The organism is Paraburkholderia sp. BR10872 (genome assembly GCF_040965835.1).
In the GTDB taxonomy this organism is placed as follows: domain Bacteria; phylum Pseudomonadota; class Gammaproteobacteria; order Burkholderiales; family Burkholderiaceae; genus Paraburkholderia; species Paraburkholderia nodosa_A.
On record NZ_JBFRCN010000042.1, the window covers coordinates 65077 to 85897 of the forward strand.

At 68.3% G+C, this 20821-nt stretch carries 17 protein-coding genes and 2 pseudogenes; 14 read left to right on the forward strand and 5 right to left on the reverse strand.

Annotated features, from left to right (window positions below):
• Positions 1–5: 5 nt before the first annotated feature.
• From AB4Y43_RS28075 to AB4Y43_RS28085, 3 genes are all read right to left on the reverse strand, one after another.
• On the reverse strand, positions 6–764 hold the full coding sequence (locus AB4Y43_RS28075) for a glycosyltransferase family 2 protein (protein WP_342949057.1): 759 nt from the start codon (positions 762–764) through the stop codon (positions 6–8).
• A gap of 240 nt (positions 765–1004) precedes the next feature.
• On the reverse strand, positions 1005–1721 hold the full coding sequence (fabG, locus tag AB4Y43_RS28080; protein WP_069265799.1) for a 3-oxoacyl-ACP reductase FabG: 717 nt from the start codon (positions 1719–1721) through the stop codon (positions 1005–1007).
• 71 nt (positions 1722–1792) lie between these two features.
• Positions 1793–2053, reverse strand: coding sequence for a phosphopantetheine-binding protein (locus AB4Y43_RS28085; protein WP_069265977.1), 261 nt, complete (start codon positions 2051–2053; stop codon positions 1793–1795).
• 527 nt (positions 2054–2580) lie between these two features.
• On the opposite strand from AB4Y43_RS28085, the gene AB4Y43_RS28090 reads away from it, so the two are divergent.
• The 12 genes and pseudogenes from AB4Y43_RS28090 to AB4Y43_RS28145 all read left to right on the forward strand — a co-directional run bounded on the left by AB4Y43_RS28090 (position 2581) and on the right by AB4Y43_RS28145 (position 16756).
• Entirely contained in the window at positions 2581–3237 is a 657-nt protein-coding gene (locus tag AB4Y43_RS28090) for a hypothetical protein (protein ID WP_368729280.1), read from the forward strand.
• Between the two features lie 68 nt (positions 3238–3305).
• Complete coding sequence (locus AB4Y43_RS28095) at positions 3306–5045, forward strand: AMP-binding protein (protein WP_368729289.1); 1740 nt, start codon at positions 3306–3308, stop codon at positions 5043–5045.
• Positions 5042–5947 (forward strand): annotated as a pseudogene (locus tag AB4Y43_RS28100) (acyl-CoA synthetase); the annotation flags it as partial. The gene AB4Y43_RS28095 and the pseudogene AB4Y43_RS28100, both read left to right, overlap by 4 nt.
• A 218-nt stretch (positions 5948–6165) precedes the next feature.
• Positions 6166–6735, forward strand: a complete 570-nt coding sequence (locus AB4Y43_RS28105; RefSeq protein ID WP_368729290.1) for an outer membrane lipoprotein carrier protein LolA — start codon at positions 6166–6168, stop codon at positions 6733–6735.
• A complete protein-coding gene (locus tag AB4Y43_RS28110) occupies positions 6735–9278 on the forward strand; it encodes an MMPL family transporter (RefSeq protein WP_368729281.1) in 2544 nt (847 codons plus the stop codon). Before AB4Y43_RS28105 ends, AB4Y43_RS28110 begins: the two co-directional genes overlap by 1 nt.
• The gene (locus AB4Y43_RS28115) at positions 9275–10135 is read left to right on the forward strand and encodes a polysaccharide deacetylase family protein (protein ID WP_368729282.1); all 861 of its coding nucleotides are present in this window, start codon (positions 9275–9277) and stop codon (positions 10133–10135) included. Before AB4Y43_RS28110 ends, AB4Y43_RS28115 begins: the two co-directional genes overlap by 4 nt.
• Before the next feature lie 30 nt (positions 10136–10165).
• Complete coding sequence (locus AB4Y43_RS28120) at positions 10166–11371, forward strand: beta-ketoacyl-[acyl-carrier-protein] synthase family protein (RefSeq protein WP_368729283.1); 1206 nt, start codon at positions 10166–10168, stop codon at positions 11369–11371.
• A 5-nt stretch (positions 11372–11376) separates the two neighbouring features.
• The gene (locus AB4Y43_RS28125; protein WP_342949052.1) at positions 11377–12204 is read left to right on the forward strand and encodes a beta-ketoacyl synthase chain length factor; all 828 of its coding nucleotides are present in this window, start codon (positions 11377–11379) and stop codon (positions 12202–12204) included.
• On the forward strand, positions 12201–12719 hold the full coding sequence (locus AB4Y43_RS28130) for a hotdog family protein (RefSeq protein WP_342949051.1): 519 nt from the start codon (positions 12201–12203) through the stop codon (positions 12717–12719). The genes AB4Y43_RS28125 and AB4Y43_RS28130 overlap by 4 nt, the downstream gene beginning before the upstream one ends.
• A gap of 22 nt (positions 12720–12741) precedes the next feature.
• Complete coding sequence (locus AB4Y43_RS28135) at positions 12742–13035, forward strand: hypothetical protein (protein ID WP_028202427.1); 294 nt, start codon at positions 12742–12744, stop codon at positions 13033–13035.
• 359 nt (positions 13036–13394) lie between these two features.
• Positions 13395–15664 (forward strand): annotated as a pseudogene (locus tag AB4Y43_RS28140) (putative bifunctional diguanylate cyclase/phosphodiesterase).
• A 126-nt stretch (positions 15665–15790) separates the two neighbouring features.
• Positions 15791–16756 (forward strand): chemotaxis protein, encoded by a 966-nt coding sequence (locus AB4Y43_RS28145; RefSeq protein ID WP_069265805.1) that lies wholly within the window; start codon positions 15791–15793, stop codon positions 16754–16756.
• 152 nt (positions 16757–16908) lie between these two features.
• Here AB4Y43_RS28145 and AB4Y43_RS28150 read toward each other — a convergent pair whose 3' ends face one another.
• Entirely contained in the window at positions 16909–17694 is a 786-nt protein-coding gene (locus tag AB4Y43_RS28150) for an aspartate/glutamate racemase family protein (protein ID WP_368729284.1), read from the reverse strand.
• Entirely contained in the window at positions 17691–18935 is a 1245-nt protein-coding gene (locus AB4Y43_RS28155) for a D-amino acid dehydrogenase (RefSeq protein ID WP_368729285.1), read from the reverse strand. Before AB4Y43_RS28155 ends, AB4Y43_RS28150 begins: the two co-directional genes overlap by 4 nt.
• A 271-nt stretch (positions 18936–19206) precedes the next feature.
• On the opposite strand from AB4Y43_RS28155, the gene AB4Y43_RS28160 reads away from it, so the two are divergent.
• Both AB4Y43_RS28160 and AB4Y43_RS28165 read left to right on the forward strand, forming a co-directional pair.
• Positions 19207–20373 (forward strand): branched-chain amino acid ABC transporter substrate-binding protein, encoded by a 1167-nt coding sequence (locus AB4Y43_RS28160; RefSeq protein WP_368729286.1) that lies wholly within the window; start codon positions 19207–19209, stop codon positions 20371–20373.
• Positions 20374–20389: 16 nt separating this feature from the next.
• Positions 20390–20803 (forward strand): hypothetical protein, encoded by a 414-nt coding sequence (locus AB4Y43_RS28165; protein WP_368729287.1) that lies wholly within the window; start codon positions 20390–20392, stop codon positions 20801–20803.
• Positions 20804–20821: the final 18 nt, after the last annotated feature.

Here is a 20821-nt window from a genome sequence, read left to right on the forward strand (position 1 = left end):
AGCGATCAGGGCAACAGGCGCCTGCCTAGCAAGCGCGGCAGGCGCAGCGCGAACCCGCTCACGAGCCGCAGATGCATGCCCGCGAGCAGCAGGTTGTCGCGCACGTAGTTGAAATGCGAGACCCCGCCTTCATCGGCGCCGAAGTAACGCACCGGCGCTTCGATCTGGATGGGCCGCACGCCGGCCCAGCACAGGCGCACGGCGGCTTCGGGATCGAAGTCGAAGCGGCGCATCCACGTCTGGCGGTGCATGATCGCCTTCAGTGGCGCGATCGGGTACACGCGAAAGCCGTATAGCGAGTCGCCAATGCCGGCCCACAGCGTCTCGAAGTCGGCGAAGAAGTTCGACAGGCGTCGTCCCTGCACGCGCAATTGCGGCGCGCTCGCGTCGAACTTCGGCAGGCCCAGCACCATGGCGTCGGGCGCGGCCTGCGAGGCGGCCATGAATTCGGGAATCAGCGCGGCGGGGTGCTGGCCGTCGGAGTCCATCGTCAGCACGTGGGTGAATCCGCGCGCCGCGGCGGCTTCGAGCCCCGCGAGCACCGCGCCGCCCTTGCCCCGGTTGTCGGGCAGCACGATGACGTGCAGGCCGGGGTCGTCGTTGGCCATGGCCTGCAGGCGCGCGGCGCTGCCGTCCGTGCTGCCGTCCACCACGACCCACACGGGGTTCCATTGCGCGCGTGCGCCGCGCACGGTTTCGTCGAGCTTGGCGCCCGGGTTGTAGCTCGGGATCAGGACGAGATGCGTGGACGAAGGCGTGGCCATGGCAGCGGGTGCCTCGACAGCGGGAGACCCTGAAAAAATTCTAGGTCGCGCCGCTGCGCGCGCATAACCGCCCGGGCGGACGTCCGGCGCATCGTGCGCGGGGACGTCGTATCCGGATGCTTCGGCGCTCGCGCCCGTGCTGGTGCCGGGCGCGGAGCGCGACTGCCGCTTTGCGTCGAAGGGTTGCACAGACACTCGTATTTCCTCAGAGGATGCAGCAGCGGAAAACGCGCCGCGTGTTCAAGCCAGGCCGCCGTTGATCGAGAGCACTTGCCCTGTCACATAGGCGGCCGCGTCGGACACCAGGTACGCCACCATGCCCGCGACTTCCTCGGGCTGGCCGGCGCGCTGCGCGGGCACGAGCTGCTTGATGCGCTCGGCGGGAAACGCGTGCTCCGCCATGGGCGAAGCGATGATACCGGGCGCCACGGCGTTCACCGTGATGCCGCGCGAGGCCAGCTCCAGCGAGAGCGATTTCGTTGCGCCGATCAGCCCGGCCTTCGCGGCCGCGTAGTTCGCCTGGCCGCGATTGCCCATCACGCCCGCGAGCGAGGCGATGTTGACGATGCGCCCGTGGCGCGTACGGATCATCGGCATGAGGAGCGGCTGGGTCACGTTGAAAAAGCCGTTGAGCGAGACGTCGATCACGCGGCGCCATTGCTCCCGGCGCATGCCCACCAAGGGCGCGTCGTCGTGAATGCCCGCGTTGTTCACCAGGATCTGCACGGGCGCGTCGTCCACGAGCCGCGCGAGCGCGGCTTGGGCCGCGTCGGCGTCGGTCACGTCGAAGGCGATGGCGTGCGCGCTGCCGCCCGCCGCGACGATGCGCTGCGCGACGGCTTCGGCCTCGGCCAGACGCCGGTTCGCGTGCACCCAGACCTCGTGGCCCGCCTGCGCGAGCGCCACGCTGATGGCCTGCCCGAGTGCGCCGCTGCCGCCTGTCACGAGTGCACGCATGGGTTTTCCTCCCTCAATCCTGGCCAGGTCCTGGCCTGCGCCGGCAGTCATGGCACTACGCGCCGCGCACGTCAGCGCACCCGGTGCGCCGCGACGTAGGCGGCCAGCGAGCCGAGCGTCGCGAAGATCTTTTCGTTTTCCGGATTGTCCGAGCGCAGCTCGAAGCCGTACTTCTTCGAGATCAGCAGCGCAATTTCCAGGATGTCGATCGAGTCGAGCCCGAAGCCTTCGCCGTAGAGCGGAGTGTCGGCGCCCACTTCGTCGAGCGAGACATCTTCGAGATTCAGCTCTTTCACGATCTGCGTGGCGAGCTCTTGTTCCAGTGCGTTCATCATGCGTGGGCTCTCCGGGCGTGCGGGCCGAAAGCGCCGGCCACCCGTTTTTAGGGTTCGTTTGATGTAAAAGTTACCAGGATTCTAAGTGAAGGGTATCGGTGCGTATACCGTGCTCCCAGCCGAAAGGGTTACAGAGGGTCGGTGCCAGGCGCCGCGCTTTTTTGGGATCGGAACGCGCGAGACGCTTGTACGGCTTCGGGCCTGTCTGGATCGGACAAAAACCCCGCCTGACGCGATTCCGAACATTCAGTTACAAACCGGCATCCGGCAGGACAGGTGATCGGGTCCCGCCAATCTTAAAATGTGCGTGCCTGAACATACTTGCAAGAAACCGGCCCGATACTTGCGTTTCTTAAGAGGATTCGGGGCGCTTGCCTTACCCTACGATTCACTTACGAGTCCATTTGCGATATTTGCCAGATGCCCTCTTTGCTTAGCCAGACCGCCCTGGGTCGCACCGGGGCCGACCGCCCGCCGGCGCCCTGCGCACGGCCCTCTGGCGCGCGCGTGCGCGGAGGCGGGCAATGAGCGCCGTGGCTGCGGCGGCGCGCGCGGCGCTTGGAGTGGCGGCTGTGGCCGCCTGGCAAATCGGCGCGCACTACGCGGTCGCGACGCCCGTCGCGCACGGCTTCGGCCTGGCCATGGCGCTCGTGCCCCCGCTCGCGATCGCGCTGGCCGCCGCCGCGCGTTCGCCGCGCCGGGCGTGGCTGCTGCCGCTGTGGACGCTCGTGGTGCTCACGCTGTGGTTCATGCGCACGCCGCTTGCTTGGCATTTCGAGTGGGGACTGTATCTGGAGCATGTGAGCTTCAACCTCGCGATGGCGCTGCTGTTCGGGCGCACGCTCGCGGCGGGGCGCGTGCCGCTTTGCACGCAGTTCGCGTCGATGATCCACGGCGGCGCGCTGACGCCGTCCGTCGCGCGCTATACGCGCCAGATCACGCTCGCATGGGCGCTCTTTTTCGTCGCGATTGCCGGCGTTTCGACGCTGATGTTCGCGGTTGCACCGATCGTCGCGTGGTCGACGTTCGCCAACTATCTGGCGTTGCCGCTCGTGGCGGTGATGTTCGTCGCCGAGCACGCATGCCGGCGTTTCGTGCTGCCCGGCGAGGCGAATGCCGGCATGCTCGACGCGATTCGCGCATACCGGCAGACGACCCAGGCGCACGCGGAGCATTCCTGATCATGGACGCCGCTCGCCAGCCTGAATCAAAGCAGGGAACAACGCAGGAATCCGTATTGACTGAAGTTATGCAGACTCATCCGCTCGTTTTTCATACGTCGCCCGATCAGGTCATGGCCTGGCGCGACGGCGCGCCCGTCACGGTGCGCGCGTTCCTCGCCGATGTCACGCGTGTGGCCGCGGCACTGCCGGCGGGCGGCCACGTATTCAACGTCTGCCGCGACCGCTACCGCTTTACCGTGGGCCTGTGCGCGGCGCTCGTCTCTGGCCGCATCAGCCTGCTGCCCTCGACGCAGACGCCGGAGACGGTGCGCCAGCTCGCCTCGTTCGCACCCGACGCGTTCTGCCTGCACGACGCACCCGATTGCGCGATCGACCTGCCGCGTTTCGCGTATCCCGAAGCCCGGCAGGAAGCCGACGGGCACGCGCCGTTCGCCGTCCCGCGGATCGACGCCTCGCGCGTCGCGGCCTACGTGTTCACGTCGGGGTCCACCGGCGCGCCGGTGCCGCATGCCAAGACGTGGGGCGTGCTGGTGGCGGGCGTGCGCGCGTCGGCCGAGCGGCACGGCCTGCTCGCCGCGCGCGACTGCACGATCGTCGGCACGGTGCCGCCGCAGCACATGTATGGCTTCGAAGTGACCGTGTTGCTGCCGCTGATCGGTGGCTTCGCGTTCAGCAACCGGCTGCCGTTCTATCCCGTCGATATCCGCGACGAACTCGAAGCCGTGCCGCACCCGCGCGTGCTCGTGACCTCGCCGATCCATTTGCGCGCGCTGCTCGCCACCGATCACGCGCTGCCGCCGGCCGAGCTGGTGCTCTCCGCCACCGCGCCGCTCTCGGAAAAGCTCGCGCTCGAAGCGGAAACGCGCCTGAAGGCGCCGCTCGTCGAAATCTACGGCAGCACCGAAACCGGCCAGATCGCGACGCGCCGCACCGCGAAGGGCGCAACGTGGCAGCTGTTCCCGCAGGTTCGCTTCGAAGCGCGCGCAAGCGCGGTCCAGGACGACGAAGGCTCCACGATGTGGATCTCGGGCGGCCACGTGGAAGAGCCGGTGCCGATGGGCGACGCGATCGAACTGCTCGACGCGCAGCGTTTCCTGCTGCACGGGCGCAAGGCGGACCTCATCAACATCGCGGGCAAGCGGACCTCGCTCGCCTACCTCAACCATCAGCTCAACGCCATTCCTGGCGTGGTGGACGGCGTGTTCTTCATGCCAGCGCACCTCGAGCACGATGCGCATACGGGACACGACATCGTGCAGCGCCTCGTCGCGCTCGTGGTCGCGCCCACGCTCACGCTTGCCGATCTGCAGCGCGCGCTGCGCGAGCGCATCGATCGCGCGTTTCTGCCGCGTCCGCTGCTGTTCGTCGATTCCCTGCCGCGCAACGACACCGGCAAGCTGCCGCACGATGTGCTCGCGGCGTTCGTCGCGCGGCAGATGCGCGGCGGCCTCGCGCCCGCCACGCGGGAAGCGGGCGACGCTCTATCCGAACCCGCAACCACGCTTTCGTTCGCGATTCCCGCCGATCATCCCGCGCTGCCGGGCCACTTCCCGGGTCACCCGATCGTGCCCGGCGTCGTGCTGCTCGATCACGCCATCGACGCGATCGGCGACGCGCTGAACCGTCCGTTCACCACGTTCAAGCTCAGCACCGCGAAATTCCTGAGCCCGGCCGCGCCTGGCGAAACGCTCGACCTCGCCTGGGACGCGGCGGCGAGCGGCGCGATCCGCTTCACGCTGCGCGCGGGCGCGCGCGATGTCGCGAGCGGCGTCATCAGCGACGAAAAAACCGGAGCGCAGCCATGACGAAGCGCACCGACTGGGCGAACCAGCAGGAGCGCAGCAATACGCTGCTCCTGCGCATCATGACGTGGCTCTCGCTGCGCCTCGGCCGCCGCGCGGGCCGCGTGCTGCTGCATTTGATCGCGCTGTATTTCGTGCTGTTTTCGCCGCGCGCGTGCGCCGCCTCGCGCGATTACCTGCGCCGCGTGCTGGGCCGCCCGGCGCACTGGCGCGATATCTACCGCCACGTGTTTACATTCGCGTCGACGATTCACGACCGCATCTACCTGGCGAACGCGCGCTTCGACATGTTCGATATCCGCCCGCACGGCCATACGCTCGTGGACGAGACGCTCGCCAAGGGGCGCGGCGTGTTCCTGATGGGCGCGCATCTCGGCAGCTTCGAGATCGTGCGCGCGCTCGGCCGCACGCGGCCCGACCTGCGCGTGGTCGTGACGATGTACGAAGAGAACGCGCAGAAGATCAACGCGACGCTCGCCGCCGTGAATCCCGCGGCGAAGCCCGAAGTGATCGGGCTCGGCCAGGTTGGCTCGATGCTGAAGGTGCACGAGCGTCTCGACCAGAACTGCATGGTGGGTATGCTCGCGGACCGCACGCTGCTCGCCGACGACGCCGCCACCATGCGCCGTATGGCGTTTCTCGGCGAACCGGCGGCGTTCCCGCTCGGGCCGCTCTACATGGCCGCGATGCTCAAGCGCCCGGTGCTGTTCATGACGGGCCTGTATCGCGGCGGCAATCGCTACGACGTGCACTTCGAAACGCTGGCGGACTTCACCGACGTGCCGCGCGAGTCGCGCCAGCGCGCCATCGACGCGGCGCTCGTGCGCTACGTGACCCTGCTCGATCGCTATTGCCGCCTGGCGCCGTACAACTGGTTCAACTACTACGACTTCTGGCAGGGCGGCAGGCAGGGCGCGATGGTTGGCGCAACGGCATCGGCAACTGCGGCGGCGAGCACTGCAGCGCGTGCGCCGGCCACGGTGCGCCGCCGCGAGACGCGCCCCCATGCCGAGCTACCCGTGCACGAGGTGACCGACGCATGAGCGCGAACCGCCGTTGCGCAACCTTGCGCGCGCGCTGCCAGCGTGCGCTGGCGAGCGCCGCTTTCCTCGCCGCTTCCGTCATGACGGCGGCCGCGGCCGCCGTGCCGGCACAGGCCGCCGAAACCGCGCAGCCCGCGTGGACGCTCGACCGCCTGATGTCCACGCTCGCGCAGCGCAAGTCCGGCCGCGCGAGCTTCACCGAGACGAAGTACCTCTCGATTGCGACACAGCCCGTGGAGTCGTCGGGCGAACTCGTGTTCGTCGCGCCCGATCATCTGGAAAAGATCACGCAGAACCCGAAGCCCGAGCACCTCGTGGTGGACGGCGACATGCTCACCGTGCAGCGCGAGAACCACAAGTACACGCTGGCGCTCGCGCGCTATCCGGAACTGGGTGCGTTCATCGAGAGCATCCGTGCGACGCTCGCAGGCAACCGCTTCGCGCTGGAGCAGGTGTACAAGGTCGCGCTCACGGGTGAGGGCGACGACTGGACGCTCACGCTCACGCCGCTCGACTCGCGCATGCGCAAGGTAGTGAGCACCATCACGATCGACGGCACGCGCGACGCGATGCGCAGGGTCGCGATCCAGCAGGCAGACGGCGATCATTCGGTGATGCGCCTGCATGCCCTTTCCGCGGACGCGAACTGATGGACCCGCGCGCCCATCCGGTCCTTGCGCGCGGCGTCGCGCTCGTGCAGCGCCGCGCCGTTGCGGTGTGGCTGCTGTGCCTCGTCGCGTGCGCGGTGGCGATCGGCCGCGCGAACTTCACCGCCGATCTCTCGGCGTTTCTGCCGCGCTCGCCGAGCCCCACGCAGCAAGTGCTCGTCGATCAACTGCGCGACGGGCTGGCGTCCCGGCTCATTTTGATCGGCATCGACGGCGGCTACGAGAGCACGCGCGCGGAGCTTTCGCGCCGCGTGGCGGCGAGCCTGCGCGCCGACCCGCAATTCGTGGCGATCCACAACGGCTCGGGCCAGAACGACGCGCGCGACGAGCAGTTCATGTTCGCCCACCGCTATGTGCTGAGCCCCGCGGTCACGCCGCAACACTTCACGGAACAAGGGCTGCACGAAGCGCTGGGCGAGAGCCTCGATCTGCTGACTTCGTCGGCGGGGCTGGTTGCCAAGGACCTGCTGCCGCGCGACCCGACGGGCGAAGTGGCGGCGATGGTCGGCCAGCTCGATAGCGCGGCGCAGCCTGCGAGCCGCGGCGGCGTTTGGGCCTCGCGCGACGGCCGGCGCGCCGTGCTGGTGGCGCAAACGGCGGCCGCCGGCTCCGACACGGACGCCCAGTCCCGCGCCATCGACGCCGTGCGCGCCGCCTTTGCCGCCGCCACGCGCACCTTGCCCAATGCTTCGGCCTACCAGGTATCGCTGACGGGGCCGGGCGTGTTCGGGGTCGCCACGCGCGACGCGATTCGCCACGACGTGGAACGCCTCTCCACCCTGAGCCTCGTGCTGATCGTCGCGCTGCTGCTCACGCTGTACCGTTCGCCGCGCACGCTGGGGCTCGGGCTCCTGCCGGTGTTCTCGGGTGTGGCGGCGGGCATTGCGACGGTTTCGCTCGTGTTCGGCACGGTGCATGGCTTGACGCTCGGCTTCGGCACGACACTGATGGGCGAGGCGGTGGACTACTCGATCTATCTGTTCGTGCAGTCGTCGCAGGGTGGCCCCCGCGGCGCCCCTCAGGGCCGCGAGTCGATGCGCGCATGGCTCGCCGCTTACTGGCCGACCATCCGCCTTGGCGTGCTGACGTCGGTGTGCGGCTTCGCGACGATGCTGTTCTCGGGCTTCCCCGGCCTCGTGCAACTCGGGCTCTATTCGATTGCGGGCCTCGTGAGCGCCGCGCTCGTCACGCGTTTCGTGCTGCCGCAGCTGTCGGGCGGCGCAGTGGCGATCCGCGATGTGTCGCGTATCGGCGCGGCGCTCGCGCGCCTGGCGCACGCCGCACCGCGCCTGCGCTGGCCGCTCGCGGCGCTCGTGCTCGCCGCGCTCGCGTCGCTCTGGCTGCATCGCGACGACCTCTGGAGCCACGAGCTTGCCGCCTTGAGCCCGGTGCCCGCCGCGAGCCAGGCGCTCGACACGCGCCTGCGCGCGGACGTGGGCGCGCCCGACGTGCGCTATCTCGTGGTGATTCCGGCCGCGAGCGAGCAGGCCGCGCTCCAAGGCGCGGAGAAGGTCGGCGCGCAGTTGCAGCCGCTCGTCGAGCGTGGCGTGCTGGGCGGCTTCGAGAGCCCCGCGCGCTACCTGCCGAGCGACGCCACCCAGCGTGCACGCCTCGCGAGCCTGCCCGGCAAGGACGTGCTCACGGCGCGCCTGCAGGAGGCGCTCAGGAACCAGCCGGTGGATGTGAGGCCCGACGCCTTCGCGCCGTTCCTCGCCGACGTCGAGGCGGCGCGCAACGCGCCGCTCGTCACGCGTGCGGACCTCAAGGGCACGTCGATGGCGCTCGCCGTCGATGCGCTCCTGACCCAGCGCGACGGCCAGTGGAGCGCCATGCTCGCCTTGCGCGCGCCGCGCCATTCACAGGGCGCGCAGGCCGTGAATACGCCGAGCCTCGACGCCAGCTCCGTGAGCGGCGCCGTCGCCCGTGCGAACGTGCCGGGCGCGCTCTTCGTCGACATGAAGGCCGAAGCCGACCGCATGTACGTGGACTACGTGCACGAAGACATTCGCCTCTCGCTCGCGGGTTTCGCCGTCATCGTCGTGCTGCTGGTGTTCGCGCTGCGCTCGTTCTCGCGTGCGGCGAGGGCGCTCGCGCCGCTCGTCGCGGCGGTGCTGGTCGTGGCCGCGGGATTCGCGCTGGCAGGCGTGTCGCTCACCATCCTCCACCTGGTCGGCATGCTGCTCATCGTCGCCGTGGGCTCGAACTATGCGCTGTTCTTCTGCAAGCGCGACGACGAAGCGGGCATCACGCCGCGCACGCTCGTCTCGCTCCTCGTCGCCAATCTCGCGACCGTGGCGGGCTTCGGCCTGCTCTCGCTGTCTCATGTGCCACTGCTCGAAACGTTCGGGCTGACGGTGGGGCCGGGCGCGATGCTCGCGCTCGTGTTCGCGGCGATTCTCGCGCCGCCGCTCGTGCACAGCAGCGACGAGGCGCACCTGAGCGCCGATACGCGCGACGAGCGGCGGCACGCTCGCCCGCGTACCGAACCCGCGCAGATGACCCACCCGCACGGAGGCCGCGCATGAATTCGGCTTCGTTGCGCGCTACGCATGTGACGCCCGCGTCCGCCACGGCGCGCCGCTGGAGGCCGTCGCCGTTCATAAGCGGCGCGGTGGCGCTGCACGCGGGAGCGGCCGCCGCCGTGGTCGCGCAGCCGCACGCGTGGCCGTGGGCCGCGGGCAGCGTGGTCGCGTCGCATCTCGCGCTGATCGCCGCGGGCCTGTGGCCGCGCAGCGCGTTGCTCGGCCCGAACTGGACGCGCCTGCCCGAGCACGCGGGGCAGCGCATCGCGCTCACCATCGACGATGGTCCGGACCCCGAAGTGACACCGCGCGTGCTCGACCTGCTCGACCACTTCGATGTTCGCGCAACCTTCTTCTGCATCGGCGATCTCGCGCGACGCCACCCGCATCTGGTCGAAGCGATCGTGGCGCGCGGCCATGCCGTCGAGAACCATAGCCAGCGCCATCGGCATACGTTTTCAGTCTCGGGGCCCATCGTGATGAAGCGCGAGATCGAGGCGGCGCAGCGCACGCTTACCGAAATCGCGGGGACGCCGCCGCGCTTTTTCCGCGCACCGGCGGGCCTGCGCAATCCGTTCCTCGAGCCGGTGCTGTGCGGCCTCGGCCTGCACCTCGCGAGCTGGACGCGGCGCGGCTTCGACACCCGCGCGAAAGAGGCCGGGACGGTCACGCACCGCCTGCTCGACGGCCTGGCTGCGCGCGACATCCTGCTCGTGCATGACGGCCACGCGGCGCGCGACGCAAGCGGCAAGCCGCTCGTGCTCGACGTGCTGCCGCCGCTCCTGCGCGCCGCCGCCGAACGCCAGCTGCAGTGGACCACACTGCGCGCGTGCCTCGACGGCGAAGCCGGTCAACCCTGATTCCACCGCTGCGCAAACGGAACGACTGACGTGAAACCACTGATCCTTTCGCATTTCACCGCTACCAGCTGCCTCGGGCGCGGGCTCGACGCGACGCTCGACGCGCTGCGCGGCAAGCGCGGGGGCCTCGCGCGCTGCGACTTCGCGCGCGCGGACCTCGATACGTGGATTGGCGAAGTGGCGGGCCTCGAGAGCGAGACGCTACGCGCCGACCTCGCGGACTATGCGTGCCGCAACCACCGTCTCGCGCAGATCGGCTTCACGCAGGACGGTTTCGCCGAACACGTTCGGGCCGCCGTCGCGCGCTATGGCGCCGAGCGGGTGGGCGTGTTCGTCGGCACCAGCACCTCGGGCATTCTCGAAACCGAAAACGCCTACCGGCAGCGGGACCTGGAAAGCGGCGCGCTCAAGCCGGGCTTTCATTACGCGCAGACGCACAACCCGTTCGCGCTGGCCTCGTTCGTGCGCGCCTATTTTGGCCTGCGCGGCCCGGCCACGTCGATTTCTTCCGCCTGTTCCTCGGGCGCGAAGGTGTTTGGCTCCGCCCGCCGTATGATCGAGGCGGGGCTGATCGATGCGGCCGTGGTGGGCGGCGTCGATTCGCTCTGCCTGACGACGCTGTACGGTTTCAACTCGCTCGAACTGCTTTCGCGCGATCCGTGCCGCCCGTTCGACGTGAACCGCAACGGCATTTCGATTGGCGAGGCCGCGGCGTTCGCCTTCCTCGAGCGCACGCCCGACACGCTGGACGACGACGCCATCCTGCTGCTCGGCGTGGGCGAATCGAGCGACGCGCATCACATGTCGTCGCCGCATCCCGAAGGGCTCGGCGCGCGCGCCGCGATGGCGCAGGCGCTTTTCACCGCGGGCGTGGCCCCAGGAGAAATCGGCTACATCAATCTGCATGGCACGGCCACGCCGAGCAACGACGTCGCTGAAAGCCGCGCGATCAACGCACTGTTCGAGCGCACGCCATGCAGCTCGACCAAGGGCGCGACGGGGCATACGCTCGGCGCGGCGGGTGCGCTCGAAGCCGTGATCGCGGCGCTCGCGCTGCGCCATCGTTTCGTGCCCGCCGGCGTCAACACCACGCAGCCGGACGCCGCGCTCGGCCTCGACTACGTGCTGGAAAGCCGCGAAGCGCAAGTCGGCGCCGCACTCAGCAATTCATTCGGTTTTGGCGGCACGAACTGCAGCCTCCTGTTCGGGCGCGCGGACCGCGCACATCACGGATGACCGCCATGAAACTTTCCGTATTCATCGAAAGCGTCGGCGTGATCGGCCCGGGTCTCGCCAACTGGCCGCAGACGGCCGACGTGCTCGCCGCGCGCGCGCCCTACGCGAGCGCACGCACGGTGCTGCCGCCGCCGGAGGGGTTGCCGGCGGCAGAGCGCCGCCGCACCGGGGCCGTCGTCAAGACCGCGCTCGCCGTGGGCCACGAAGCCGTCGCGGCGAGCGGTCGCGACGCGACGACGCTTGCCGCCGTGTTCGCGGCCTCGGGTGGAGATGGTCAGAACTGCCACATAATTTGCGACGCGCTGGCAAGCGACGACCGCCTGCTTTCGCCCACGCGTTTTCACAACTCGGTGCATAACGCGCCCGCGGGCTACTGGAGCATCGCGACGCGCGACCGGGCCGCATCGAACGTGCTGTGCGCGCACGACGGCAGCTTCGCAGCGGGGCTGCTCGAAAGCGCGTGTCAGGTGGCCGTGGATGGCGTGCCCACCTTGCTGATCGCCTACGACGCCGACTATCCCGAGCCGCTGCACGCGTTGCGTCCCGTGGCCGATGCATTCGGCGTCGCGCTCGTGCTCGCGCCGCAGGCGAGCGCGACGACGCTCGCGCGCCTCGACGTGACGCTCACCGAAGCGCTCGCGACGCCGCTCGCCTCGCCTGAACTCGAAGCGCTGCGCACGAACAATCCCGCCGCGCGTGTGCTGCCGCTGCTCGAAGCGCTCGCGCGCATCGATGCATCCGGCCAACGTGCGAGCGTGGTCATCGACTACATGCCCGAGCTGCGTGTGCAAATCGACGTCGAGCCCGTGGACGCGTCTGGAGAGGGGGCATGACGACGCAAGCCACTCTGCCCGCTACGCTCGCGGACGTGATCGCGAACGCCGCGCCGGGCGCGCCGCTCGACCGCGCATGGATCGCGGCGCGCATACCGCATAGCGGCGCGATGTGCCTGCTCGACGCGGTACAGTCATGGGATGAGACGCGTATCCGCTGCATCGCGACCAGCCATCGTGATCCGCACAATCCGCTGCGCTCGCGCGGCCGCCTTGCGGCGGTGTGCGGCGTGGAGTACGCGGCGCAGGCCATGGCGGTGCATGGCGCGTTGCTCGGCGCACTGGACGGCGCAGAGGCCGAGCGTCCGCGCGTGGGTTTTCTTGCGAGCGTGCGCACGGTAGTGGCGCATATCGAGCGCCTCGACACGCTCGCCGCGCCGCTCGCGATCGAAGCCGAACGCGTGAGCGGCAGCGGCAACACGGTACTCTATGGTTTTACGGTGCGCGGCGAGGGCCGCGTGCTGCTTACGGGACGCGCGGCAGTCATGCTCGACGCGTCCGGAGTCATTCGATGACAATACAAAAGGGAGCCCGATGATGAAATCCAAACGGTTCATACTTGCCGCGCTCGTGCTGGGCATGGCCAGCACGATGGCGCACGCCGACCTTCACGAAGTGAAGGAGAACATCAAGCACGACTCGAAGGAAGCGGCCACGAAAACCGGCCACGCCGCACGCGACTTCGGCCACGCCACCGCGCACGCGGCGAAGACGGTGGGCCACGGCATCGCGCATGCGTCGCGCGAAGGTTACGAGGCCACCAAGCGCGCGACCAAGCGCGTGTTCCACAAGGACGGCAGCGGCGAAAGCAGCGAGAAGAGTCAGGCGTAAGGCGTTTTTTGCGATGTACCGGCGCGCGTAGGCGTTTACCCTCGCGAACCCCTACGCGCCGCCCATACCCCTCCACCCGGCGCGCCTTCCCGTCCGCGCCCTGTTATCCGGCTCGCCGTCGGCCCGTACCTTTCGCCCCAACGCTTCAAGAATCGCGCCGCCCTTGCCGTTAACGCAGGGGCGGCGCAATCGCTCGCCTGACGGCGAGCGGTTTGCCGCGCACCACATTAGAGATCGAGCCGGCCGCGGGCGCTACCTGCACCACAGGCACCGCGGCAACAAGAGGGGAAGAAGGTATGGTCTATTCCCAAGCGGCGGGAGCGTTCGGCGCAGCGGGATCACGGGGCGGTCAGTCGGAGGTGTCGAAAGAACCGGACGGGGCAACCAGCGGGGCCGCGAACGGAACCGATGCGGCGCTCGCACAGGAGCGCAGCGTATTGCGGCTGGTGTCGCGCAGCATGCCGCTGCCGGAACTGCTGGCGGAAGTCTGCTGTCGCGCCGGGCGGCTGCTGGGCGCGGGCGCAAACTGTGCGGTCCTGCAACTCGATGCCGACGGCCAGCGCCTGCGCATCGGCAGTGCGCCGAACTTGCCGGCGCAGTATCACGCCGCGTTCGACGGCACGCCGGTCGGTTCCGGCACGAGCCCGTCCGGCACGGCGATCGCCGAGCGGCGCACGATATGCGTGGAGGACTACGAACTCGCGCACGAGTGGGGCGAGTACCGCCGCATCGCGCTCGACAGCGGCCTGCGCGCGGTCTGGACGACGCCGCTCGACGACGACAACGGCGGCGTGCTGGGCGCGCTCGCCGTGTACCAGAGCCGGCCCTGGCGGCCCAGCGCGGCCGAGGAGGCGCTGCTGTGCGACATCGCTCACAGCGTCGCGGCCATGCTCAACCAGCAGACCATGGCCGAGCGTCTCGCGCTCAGCGAGGAGCACCATCGCCTCGTGGTGGACCACCTCAACGAAGGCATCGTGATGCAGGCCCGCGACGACACCGTGCTCGCCTGCAATCGCAGCGCGCGGCGCCTCCTGCGCCTGCCCGAGCACGCTGTCGGCATGAGCATCATGCAGGTGATTCCGCGCGTGCTCGACGAAAGCGGCAAGCCCCTGCCCACCTCGAAGCGCCCGAGCATGAAGGCGCTCGAGACGGGCAAGCCGGTGCTCGGCGAGACCGTCGGCCTCGAACTCGCGGACGGCGAGATCGTCTGGGTGAGCGAGAACGTGCTGCCGATCTTCCGGCCCGGCGAAAGCGAGCCGATTTCCGTGGTGGTCTCGTTCACGGATATCGGGCCGGTGCGCGAGGCGCAGCAGCAATTGCGCTACCTCGCCACGCGCGACGCGCTCACAGGCCTGTACAACCGCACCTTCCTCGCCGATCGCATGCACGCGATGCTGGAGCGCGCCACGTGTTCGGCGAAGCCGGCGCTCCTCTTCGTCGATCTCGACGGGTTCAAGAAGGTCAACGACACGGGCGGCCACGAAGCCGGCGACTCGCTGCTGCGCGACGTGGGGCGGCGCCTCACCGGCTGCGTGAGCGAGGGGGACACGCTCGCACGCGTGGGTGGCGACGAATTCGTGATCGCGGTGTGCTGCTACAAGGGCGTGGACGACCTTGTCGCGCTTGCGCAGCGCGTGCTCGGCGCGCTTGCCGCGCCGTTCGCGGTCGCGGGCAACGAGTACTACCTGGGCGCCTCGATCGGCATCAGCCTGTATCCCGACGATGGCCGCAGCGCCGCCGCACTCATGCGCAACGCCGACTCGGCCATGTACGCGGCCAAGCAGCGCGGCACCAACCAGTTCCAGTTCTTCACGAACGAGCTGCGCCAGCACCTGCACGCCGTTTCCAGATCGAGCGGGGGCTGCGCCGCGCGCTCGCTTCGGGCGAACTGCGCCTCGTCTATCAGCCGATCGTGGATGGCGAAAGCGGCCGCATGATCGGCGCCGAGGCGCTGCTGCGCTGGGAGAGCGAGGAGCTCGGCCAGGTCTCGCCGGTGGAGTTCATCCCCGTGGCCGAGGACACCGGCATGATCATCCCGATCGGCCAATGGGTGCTCGAGCACGCGTGCCGCCAGGCCGCGCAGTGGCGGCGCCTCTTCGCGCCCGACTTCGTCATGGCGGTCAACTTCTCGCCGCGCCAGATCGCGGACGGGCTGGTCGAACAGGTGGAGGGGTGCCTCGCGCGCACGGGCCTCGCGCCCGACGCGCTCGAAGTGGAGATCACCGAAGGCATTCTGATGAGCGACAGCCAGAGTGTGCTGCCTCTCCTGCACGCGCTGAACGCCATTGGCGTGCGCATTTCAGTGGACGACTTCGGCACCGGCTACTCGTCGCTTTCGTATCTGAAGCGCTTTCCGCTGCACCATCTGAAGGTCGATCGCACGTTCGTGGCGGGTCTGCCCGACAACCGCGACTCCGTGGCGATCACCTCGGCCGTCGTGGCGATGGCGCATTCGCTCGGCATGCGCGTGACCGCCGAAGGCGTGGAAACGCCCGAGCAGGCGTCGTTTCTGCGCTCGCTGCGCTGCGAGCGGCAGCAGGGCTACCTGTTCGGCAGGCCGGTGAGCGCCCAGGGCTGCGCGGCGCTCCTGCGCGAGCATGCTGCTGGCCGCGTGCGCGAGGGCGTGTGAGCGTGTCCTGATCCGGCACGCTCGTGCGGGAGCGGCAGGCTCAAGATTTCCCGCGCCAGGCCGTAGACGTTGGCAGAGAGCGGATGCCGGACGCATCGCGCCACACGTAAAGGACACCAGAGAATCATGGATAGCGGCTTCGCAATCGACGAACGAACCCGCCTGACGAGCACGAACCAGTTCGAGCTGCTGCTTTTCCGTCTCGGCGCGGCGCCGGGCAGCGACGTTGGCGAAGTCTTCGGCATCAACGTTTTCAAGGTACGGGAAATTCTGAGCATGCCGGCGATCACGCCGATCGCGGCGTCGTCCCCCTACGTGCTGGGCGCGGCGAACATCCGCGGCCAGGTGATGCCCGTGATCGACCTGCCGCGGCTCATGGGCTGCGAGCCGGTCACGGGCCTGAACATCCTGCTCGTGACCGAATTCGCGCGTTCCACCCAGGGCTTCGCGCTCGAAAGCGTGGACGAGATCGTGCGGCTCGAATGGAGCCAGGTGCTGACCGCCGACGTCACGATGGGCAACCGCGTGACGAGCATCGCGCGGCTCGAGAACGACCCCGAGAGCAAGAAACTCGTGCAGGTGGTGGACGTGGAGCAGGTGCTGCGCGACGTCTTCCCGGCGCAGCACGGCGCGGTCGTGCCGGAGGAGGTGGGCGAGCCCGCGATGATTCCGCCGGGTGCGAAGGTGCTGGCCGCCGACGACTCGGGCTTCGCGCGCGAGCTGATCGGCCAGAGCCTCAAGGCGCTCGGCGTCGAATACACGATGGCGAAGACGGGACTCGAAGCGTGGAAGCAGCTCGACGAGATTGCCAGGAACGCGGAGCGCGACGGCGTGCGCGCGAAGGATCGCATTGCGCTCGTGCTGACCGACCTCGAAATGCCGGAGATGGACGGCTTCACGTTGACGCGCAAGATCAAGGCGGACCCGCGCACCGTGGATATTCCGGTGGTGATTCATTCGTCGCTCACGGGCACGGCGAATGAGGCGCACGTGAAGAATGCAGGCGCGAGCGGCTACGTGGCGAAATTCGCCGCCGGCGACCTCGCGGGGGCGATTCGCAGCGCGCTCGCCGGCAAGCCCATTTACGCCTGATTTCATCAGCGGATGTTCGCGCCGGTGCGCAATGTCTGCGCAAGATCGCCGATGGCGATTACGGCAATCTCGGTGACGTTTCAACGCTGGCCGACCCGCGTGTCGTGAAGGAGTCGATCGATCGTCGCGTTGCTCAGTCGTGCATTAGCGCATCAACGCGCGAACAGGCGCCCCAGCTGCGGCTCGCTATCCTGCACCCCCGCGAGCCGCAGCGCGTGCCACGCCATCGCGTAGTTGCTCGACAGCACGGGCTTGCCGGTCTGCGCCTCGATCTGAGGCACGAGCGCGGCCACGCGCAGGCTGGTGCACGACACGAACACCGCATCGGCATCGTCGTGGCGCGCCAGCGTTTCTATCGCACTGCGAATCGAACCCGCATCGATGCGCGCCACCTCGTTGTCGTCCGCGTGCTCGAACGAAGCCATGCGTGTGACGGCCACGCCGCGCGCCTCGATGTAATCGCGCATGAAGTCGTTGATGGTACGCACGTAGGGTGTAAGAAGCGCCACGCGGCGCACCTTGAGCGCCTTTAGCGCGGCGAGCGCGGCCGTGATCGGCGTGGTGCAGGCAATATCGGGCCGCGCCTCGCGGATGCGTGCCGCAACCTTGTCTTCGCCTATCACCATCGAAGCCGACGTGCAGCCGAACGCCACCACGTCGAGGCGCTCGCCGGGCAGCATGAGGCTCACGGCGGGGGCGATGCGCGCCTCGATTTCCGCGAGGCGAGGCGGCGTGATGTCCGGCGAATTCTCGAGCCGGCTCTCGTAGAACGCCACGCCCGGCTGGCGCAACAGATCGCGCCATTCGTATTCGATCGTATGATCGGTGGCCAGCACGACGAGGCCGATCGCGGCGCGGCGGGCAATGCCGCCGTCGAGCGCGAAGCCGAGCTTCGTGTAGGCATCCTCGTGATCTTGCGGCGGTGCGGTAATGGTCATCTCAGCATCAATCCCGTCATGTCGAGTTCGGGCTCGCGCCCGGCCATGATGTCGGCGAGCAGTTTTGCGGTGCCGCACGACATGGTCCAGCCCATGTGTCCGTGACCCGTGTTCAGAAAGAAGTTGCGATGGCGCGTGCGGCCGATCAGCGGCGTGCCTTCGGGCGTCATCGGCCGCAGCCCGGCCCAGTACGCCGGCTGCGTGTAGTCGGCGCCCTGGGGAAAGAGTTCGCGCGCCGCCTGCATCATGGAAGTGAAATCGGCGGGCGTGTGGCGCGTGTCGTAGCCCGCGAAATCCGCAGTGGCCGTGAAGCGCAGGCGCGCGCCAAAACGCGCCCATGCCACGAGGTGATTCTCGTCGACGCCACCCATGTCGGGCGGCCGGTGCCCGGGCCCGCAGGGGAACGTGGCCGAATAGCCCTTCACCGGATAGACCGCGATGCGATAGCCGAGTGGCCGCGCGAGGATCGGCGACCAGGAGCCGAGCGCGAGCACGTAGTCGTCGCCCTGAATCATGCCCGCGCTCGTGCGCACGCCGGCAATGCGGTCGCCGGTGGCTTCGATGGCCTCGATCGGGGCATCGAACACGAAGCGCACACCCATACGTTCGCAAACTTCCTTGAGCCCGCGCGTGAAGCGGTGGGCGTCGCCGCTTGCGTCGCTGGGGCAGTAGATCGCGCCCGCGATGCGCTCGCGCGCGTGGGCGAGCGCCGGTTCGCGTGCTGCAACGGCGGCGGCGTCGAGCGTTTCGAGCGGCAGTCCGTTTTCCACGAGGATCGACATGTGGGCGCGGCCGCGCTCGAACGAGGCGGCGTCGCGATAGAGATAGAGCAGGCCGCGGCTGATGAGGTCGTATTCGAGCTGCTCGCGCGCCGTCACCTCCTGCAGTTGATGCTGCGAATAGCGGCACAACTTGACCTTGCGCGAGGTGTTCTCGCGCGAGCGCGCCTCGGTGCAGTTGAGCAGGAATTGCGCGCACCAGGCCCACATATGCGGATCGGCCTTCAGGCGCAGGCGCAGCGCCTGGCCTTCGACGAACAGCGATTTGAGCAGGATTTTCGGCGCACGCGGCGAGGCCCACGTGTACGAGTGCCCCGGCGCGACGAGCCCCGCGTTGGCGAAACTGGTTTCGAGCGCAACGCCTGAGCGTCGCTCGATAACGGTAACGTCGCGGCCGTCGCGCGCAAGGTAATACGCGCTCGTGACGCCCGCGATGCCGCCGCCCAGTACGATGGTCTTCATTCGCACCCCTCCATGCGTGTATACAAATTACCTTCACGCTGCCGCGAGCGCACGTAATTTGTATACGCGCATACCCTAGGCAGTTAAACGGTGACGTGCATCTATCATGGATAAGTCGTTATGCGCCGGTCCCATGCAAGCCGCGCGCCATGAGCGCGCGAGACCTGCAGGGCATCGCACTGGACGAATTATTTCGTTTCGCTAACTGACCGCGCGGGCTCGCCTGCGTTGCGGCATCGCCCGGTCGGGTCCACGCTCAGGAGCCGCTCACATGAATCCTCAGAACAATGGCGCGCTGCACACAACCCTCGCGCTCACGCTCTTTTCGCTCGCCGCGCTGGCGCCTGGACTCGCCCAGGCGCAGACCATCAAGATCGGCGTGCCGGTGCCGCTTTCGGGCAGCAGCGCCGCAGCGGGCACGGATATCCTGAACGGCGCGAAGCTCGCGGCCGCGAAGATCAACGCGGCGGGTGGCGTGCTCGGCAAGCAGATCGAACTCGTGCCCGAAGACGACGCATGCGACGCACAAACGGCGGTACAGGCCGCGCAGAAGCTCGTGGACGCGGGCGTGGTTGCCGTGGCGGGCGGCTACTGCTCGAGCGCGGCACTGCCCGAATTGACCGCATTCCACCGCGCCGGCATTCCCTACGTGCTCGATGCCTCGACCAATCCGAAGCTCACGGAAATGGGCTACGACAATGTGTTCCGCACGATTGGCCGTGACGACGAGCAAGGGCCTTTCGCGGCCAGCTTCATCAAGAATTCGCTGCACGCGAAGCGCGCGGCAGTGATCGACGACAACACGACCTACGCCAAGGGTCTCGCGCAGAACACCGTGGAATCGCTCAAGAAGATGGGCGTGGACGTGGTCTATGCCGACTCGATCACGCCGGGCCAGATGGATTATTCGCCGACGCTCACCAAGGTTTCCTCGCTCAAGCCGGACGTGATCTATTACACGGGCTATTTCTCCGAAGCGGGTCTGCTCGTGAAGGAAGCGCGCCAGGTGGGCCTGAAGATGACCTTCATGGGCGGCGACGGCACCAATGACCCCACGCTCATGAAGACGGCAGGGCCAGCCGCCGACGGCATGATCATCACGACTGCGCCGCTCGCACAGTTCCTTCCTGGTGCGCACGACTACCTCGATCAGTACAACAAGAGCTATGGTCAGGGGCCGGGGCCGTACTCGGTGTACGAGTACGACGCCGTGGGCGTGACCGCCAAGGCCATCGCCGACGGCAAGTCGGCAAAGCCCGCAGACATCAGCGCCGCGCTGCACAAGATCACGGACTACCAGGGCGCCACGGGAACGATCGGCTTCAATCCGAAGGGCGACCGCAGCCGTGCCGTGTACATCACGGTCGTCGTGCATAACGATCAGTTCGAGCCTTACCAACGCCAGGATGCCAGCGGCAAGTGGGTGGCTATGAAGTAAGCGTACCGGGCCGCTCATGAGCACCTTCTTCCAGTTCGTCATCGAGGGGCTGACGATCGGCTCGTTCTACGCGCTCGTCGCCCTCGGCTACACGATGGTCTACGGCATTATCCGGCTCATCAACTTCGCACACGGGGATCTCTTCATGGTGGGCGCGTTCGTGGGCTGGACCGCGCTCGCCGCGCTCGCGGCCGCTCGCCTGCCGCTCGCGCTCGCGCTGTTCGTGGCCTTCGCGGTGGCCATGCTCGCGACCGGCGTGCTCGGCGTGGCGATCGCGCGCGTGGCCTATCAGCCGTTGCTGCGCGCGCCGCGCCTGTCCATTCTTGTATCTTTCTGCTCACGGACGGCGGTCATGCAGCCTGATAACCATCATGGGCCTGAAAGCCCGTTAATGAGCATTCGGCGTATGACCGCTACCGTTCTTCGATAAGCCCGAACAGTTGCTTGA

Coding starts and splice junctions, on each gene's coding strand:
- AB4Y43_RS28075 (WP_342949057.1), bottom strand. CDS start 764: ATGGCCACGCCTTCGTCCACGCATCTCGTCCTGATCCCGAGCTACAAC.
- fabG (WP_069265799.1), bottom strand. CDS start 1,721: ATGCGTGCACTCGTGACAGGCGGCAGCGGCGCACTCGGGCAGGCCATC.
- AB4Y43_RS28085 (WP_069265977.1), bottom strand. CDS start 2,053: ATGAACGCACTGGAACAAGAGCTCGCCACGCAGATCGTGAAAGAGCTG.
- AB4Y43_RS28090 (WP_368729280.1), top strand. CDS start 2,581: ATGAGCGCCGTGGCTGCGGCGGCGCGCGCGGCGCTTGGAGTGGCGGCT.
- AB4Y43_RS28095 (WP_368729289.1), top strand. CDS start 3,306: ATGCAGACTCATCCGCTCGTTTTTCATACGTCGCCCGATCAGGTCATG.
- AB4Y43_RS28105 (WP_368729290.1), top strand. CDS start 6,166: ATGACGGCGGCCGCGGCCGCCGTGCCGGCACAGGCCGCCGAAACCGCG.
- AB4Y43_RS28110 (WP_368729281.1), top strand. CDS start 6,735: ATGGACCCGCGCGCCCATCCGGTCCTTGCGCGCGGCGTCGCGCTCGTG.
- AB4Y43_RS28115 (WP_368729282.1), top strand. CDS start 9,275: ATGAATTCGGCTTCGTTGCGCGCTACGCATGTGACGCCCGCGTCCGCC.
- AB4Y43_RS28125 (WP_342949052.1), top strand. CDS start 11,377: ATGAAACTTTCCGTATTCATCGAAAGCGTCGGCGTGATCGGCCCGGGT.
- AB4Y43_RS28130 (WP_342949051.1), top strand. CDS start 12,201: ATGACGACGCAAGCCACTCTGCCCGCTACGCTCGCGGACGTGATCGCG.
- AB4Y43_RS28135 (WP_028202427.1), top strand. CDS start 12,742: ATGAAATCCAAACGGTTCATACTTGCCGCGCTCGTGCTGGGCATGGCC.
- AB4Y43_RS28145 (WP_069265805.1), top strand. CDS start 15,791: ATGGATAGCGGCTTCGCAATCGACGAACGAACCCGCCTGACGAGCACG.
- AB4Y43_RS28150 (WP_368729284.1), bottom strand. CDS start 17,694: ATGACCATTACCGCACCGCCGCAAGATCACGAGGATGCCTACACGAAG.
- AB4Y43_RS28155 (WP_368729285.1), bottom strand. CDS start 18,935: ATGAAGACCATCGTACTGGGCGGCGGCATCGCGGGCGTCACGAGCGCG.
- AB4Y43_RS28160 (WP_368729286.1), top strand. CDS start 19,207: ATGAATCCTCAGAACAATGGCGCGCTGCACACAACCCTCGCGCTCACG.
- AB4Y43_RS28165 (WP_368729287.1), top strand. CDS start 20,390: ATGAGCACCTTCTTCCAGTTCGTCATCGAGGGGCTGACGATCGGCTCG.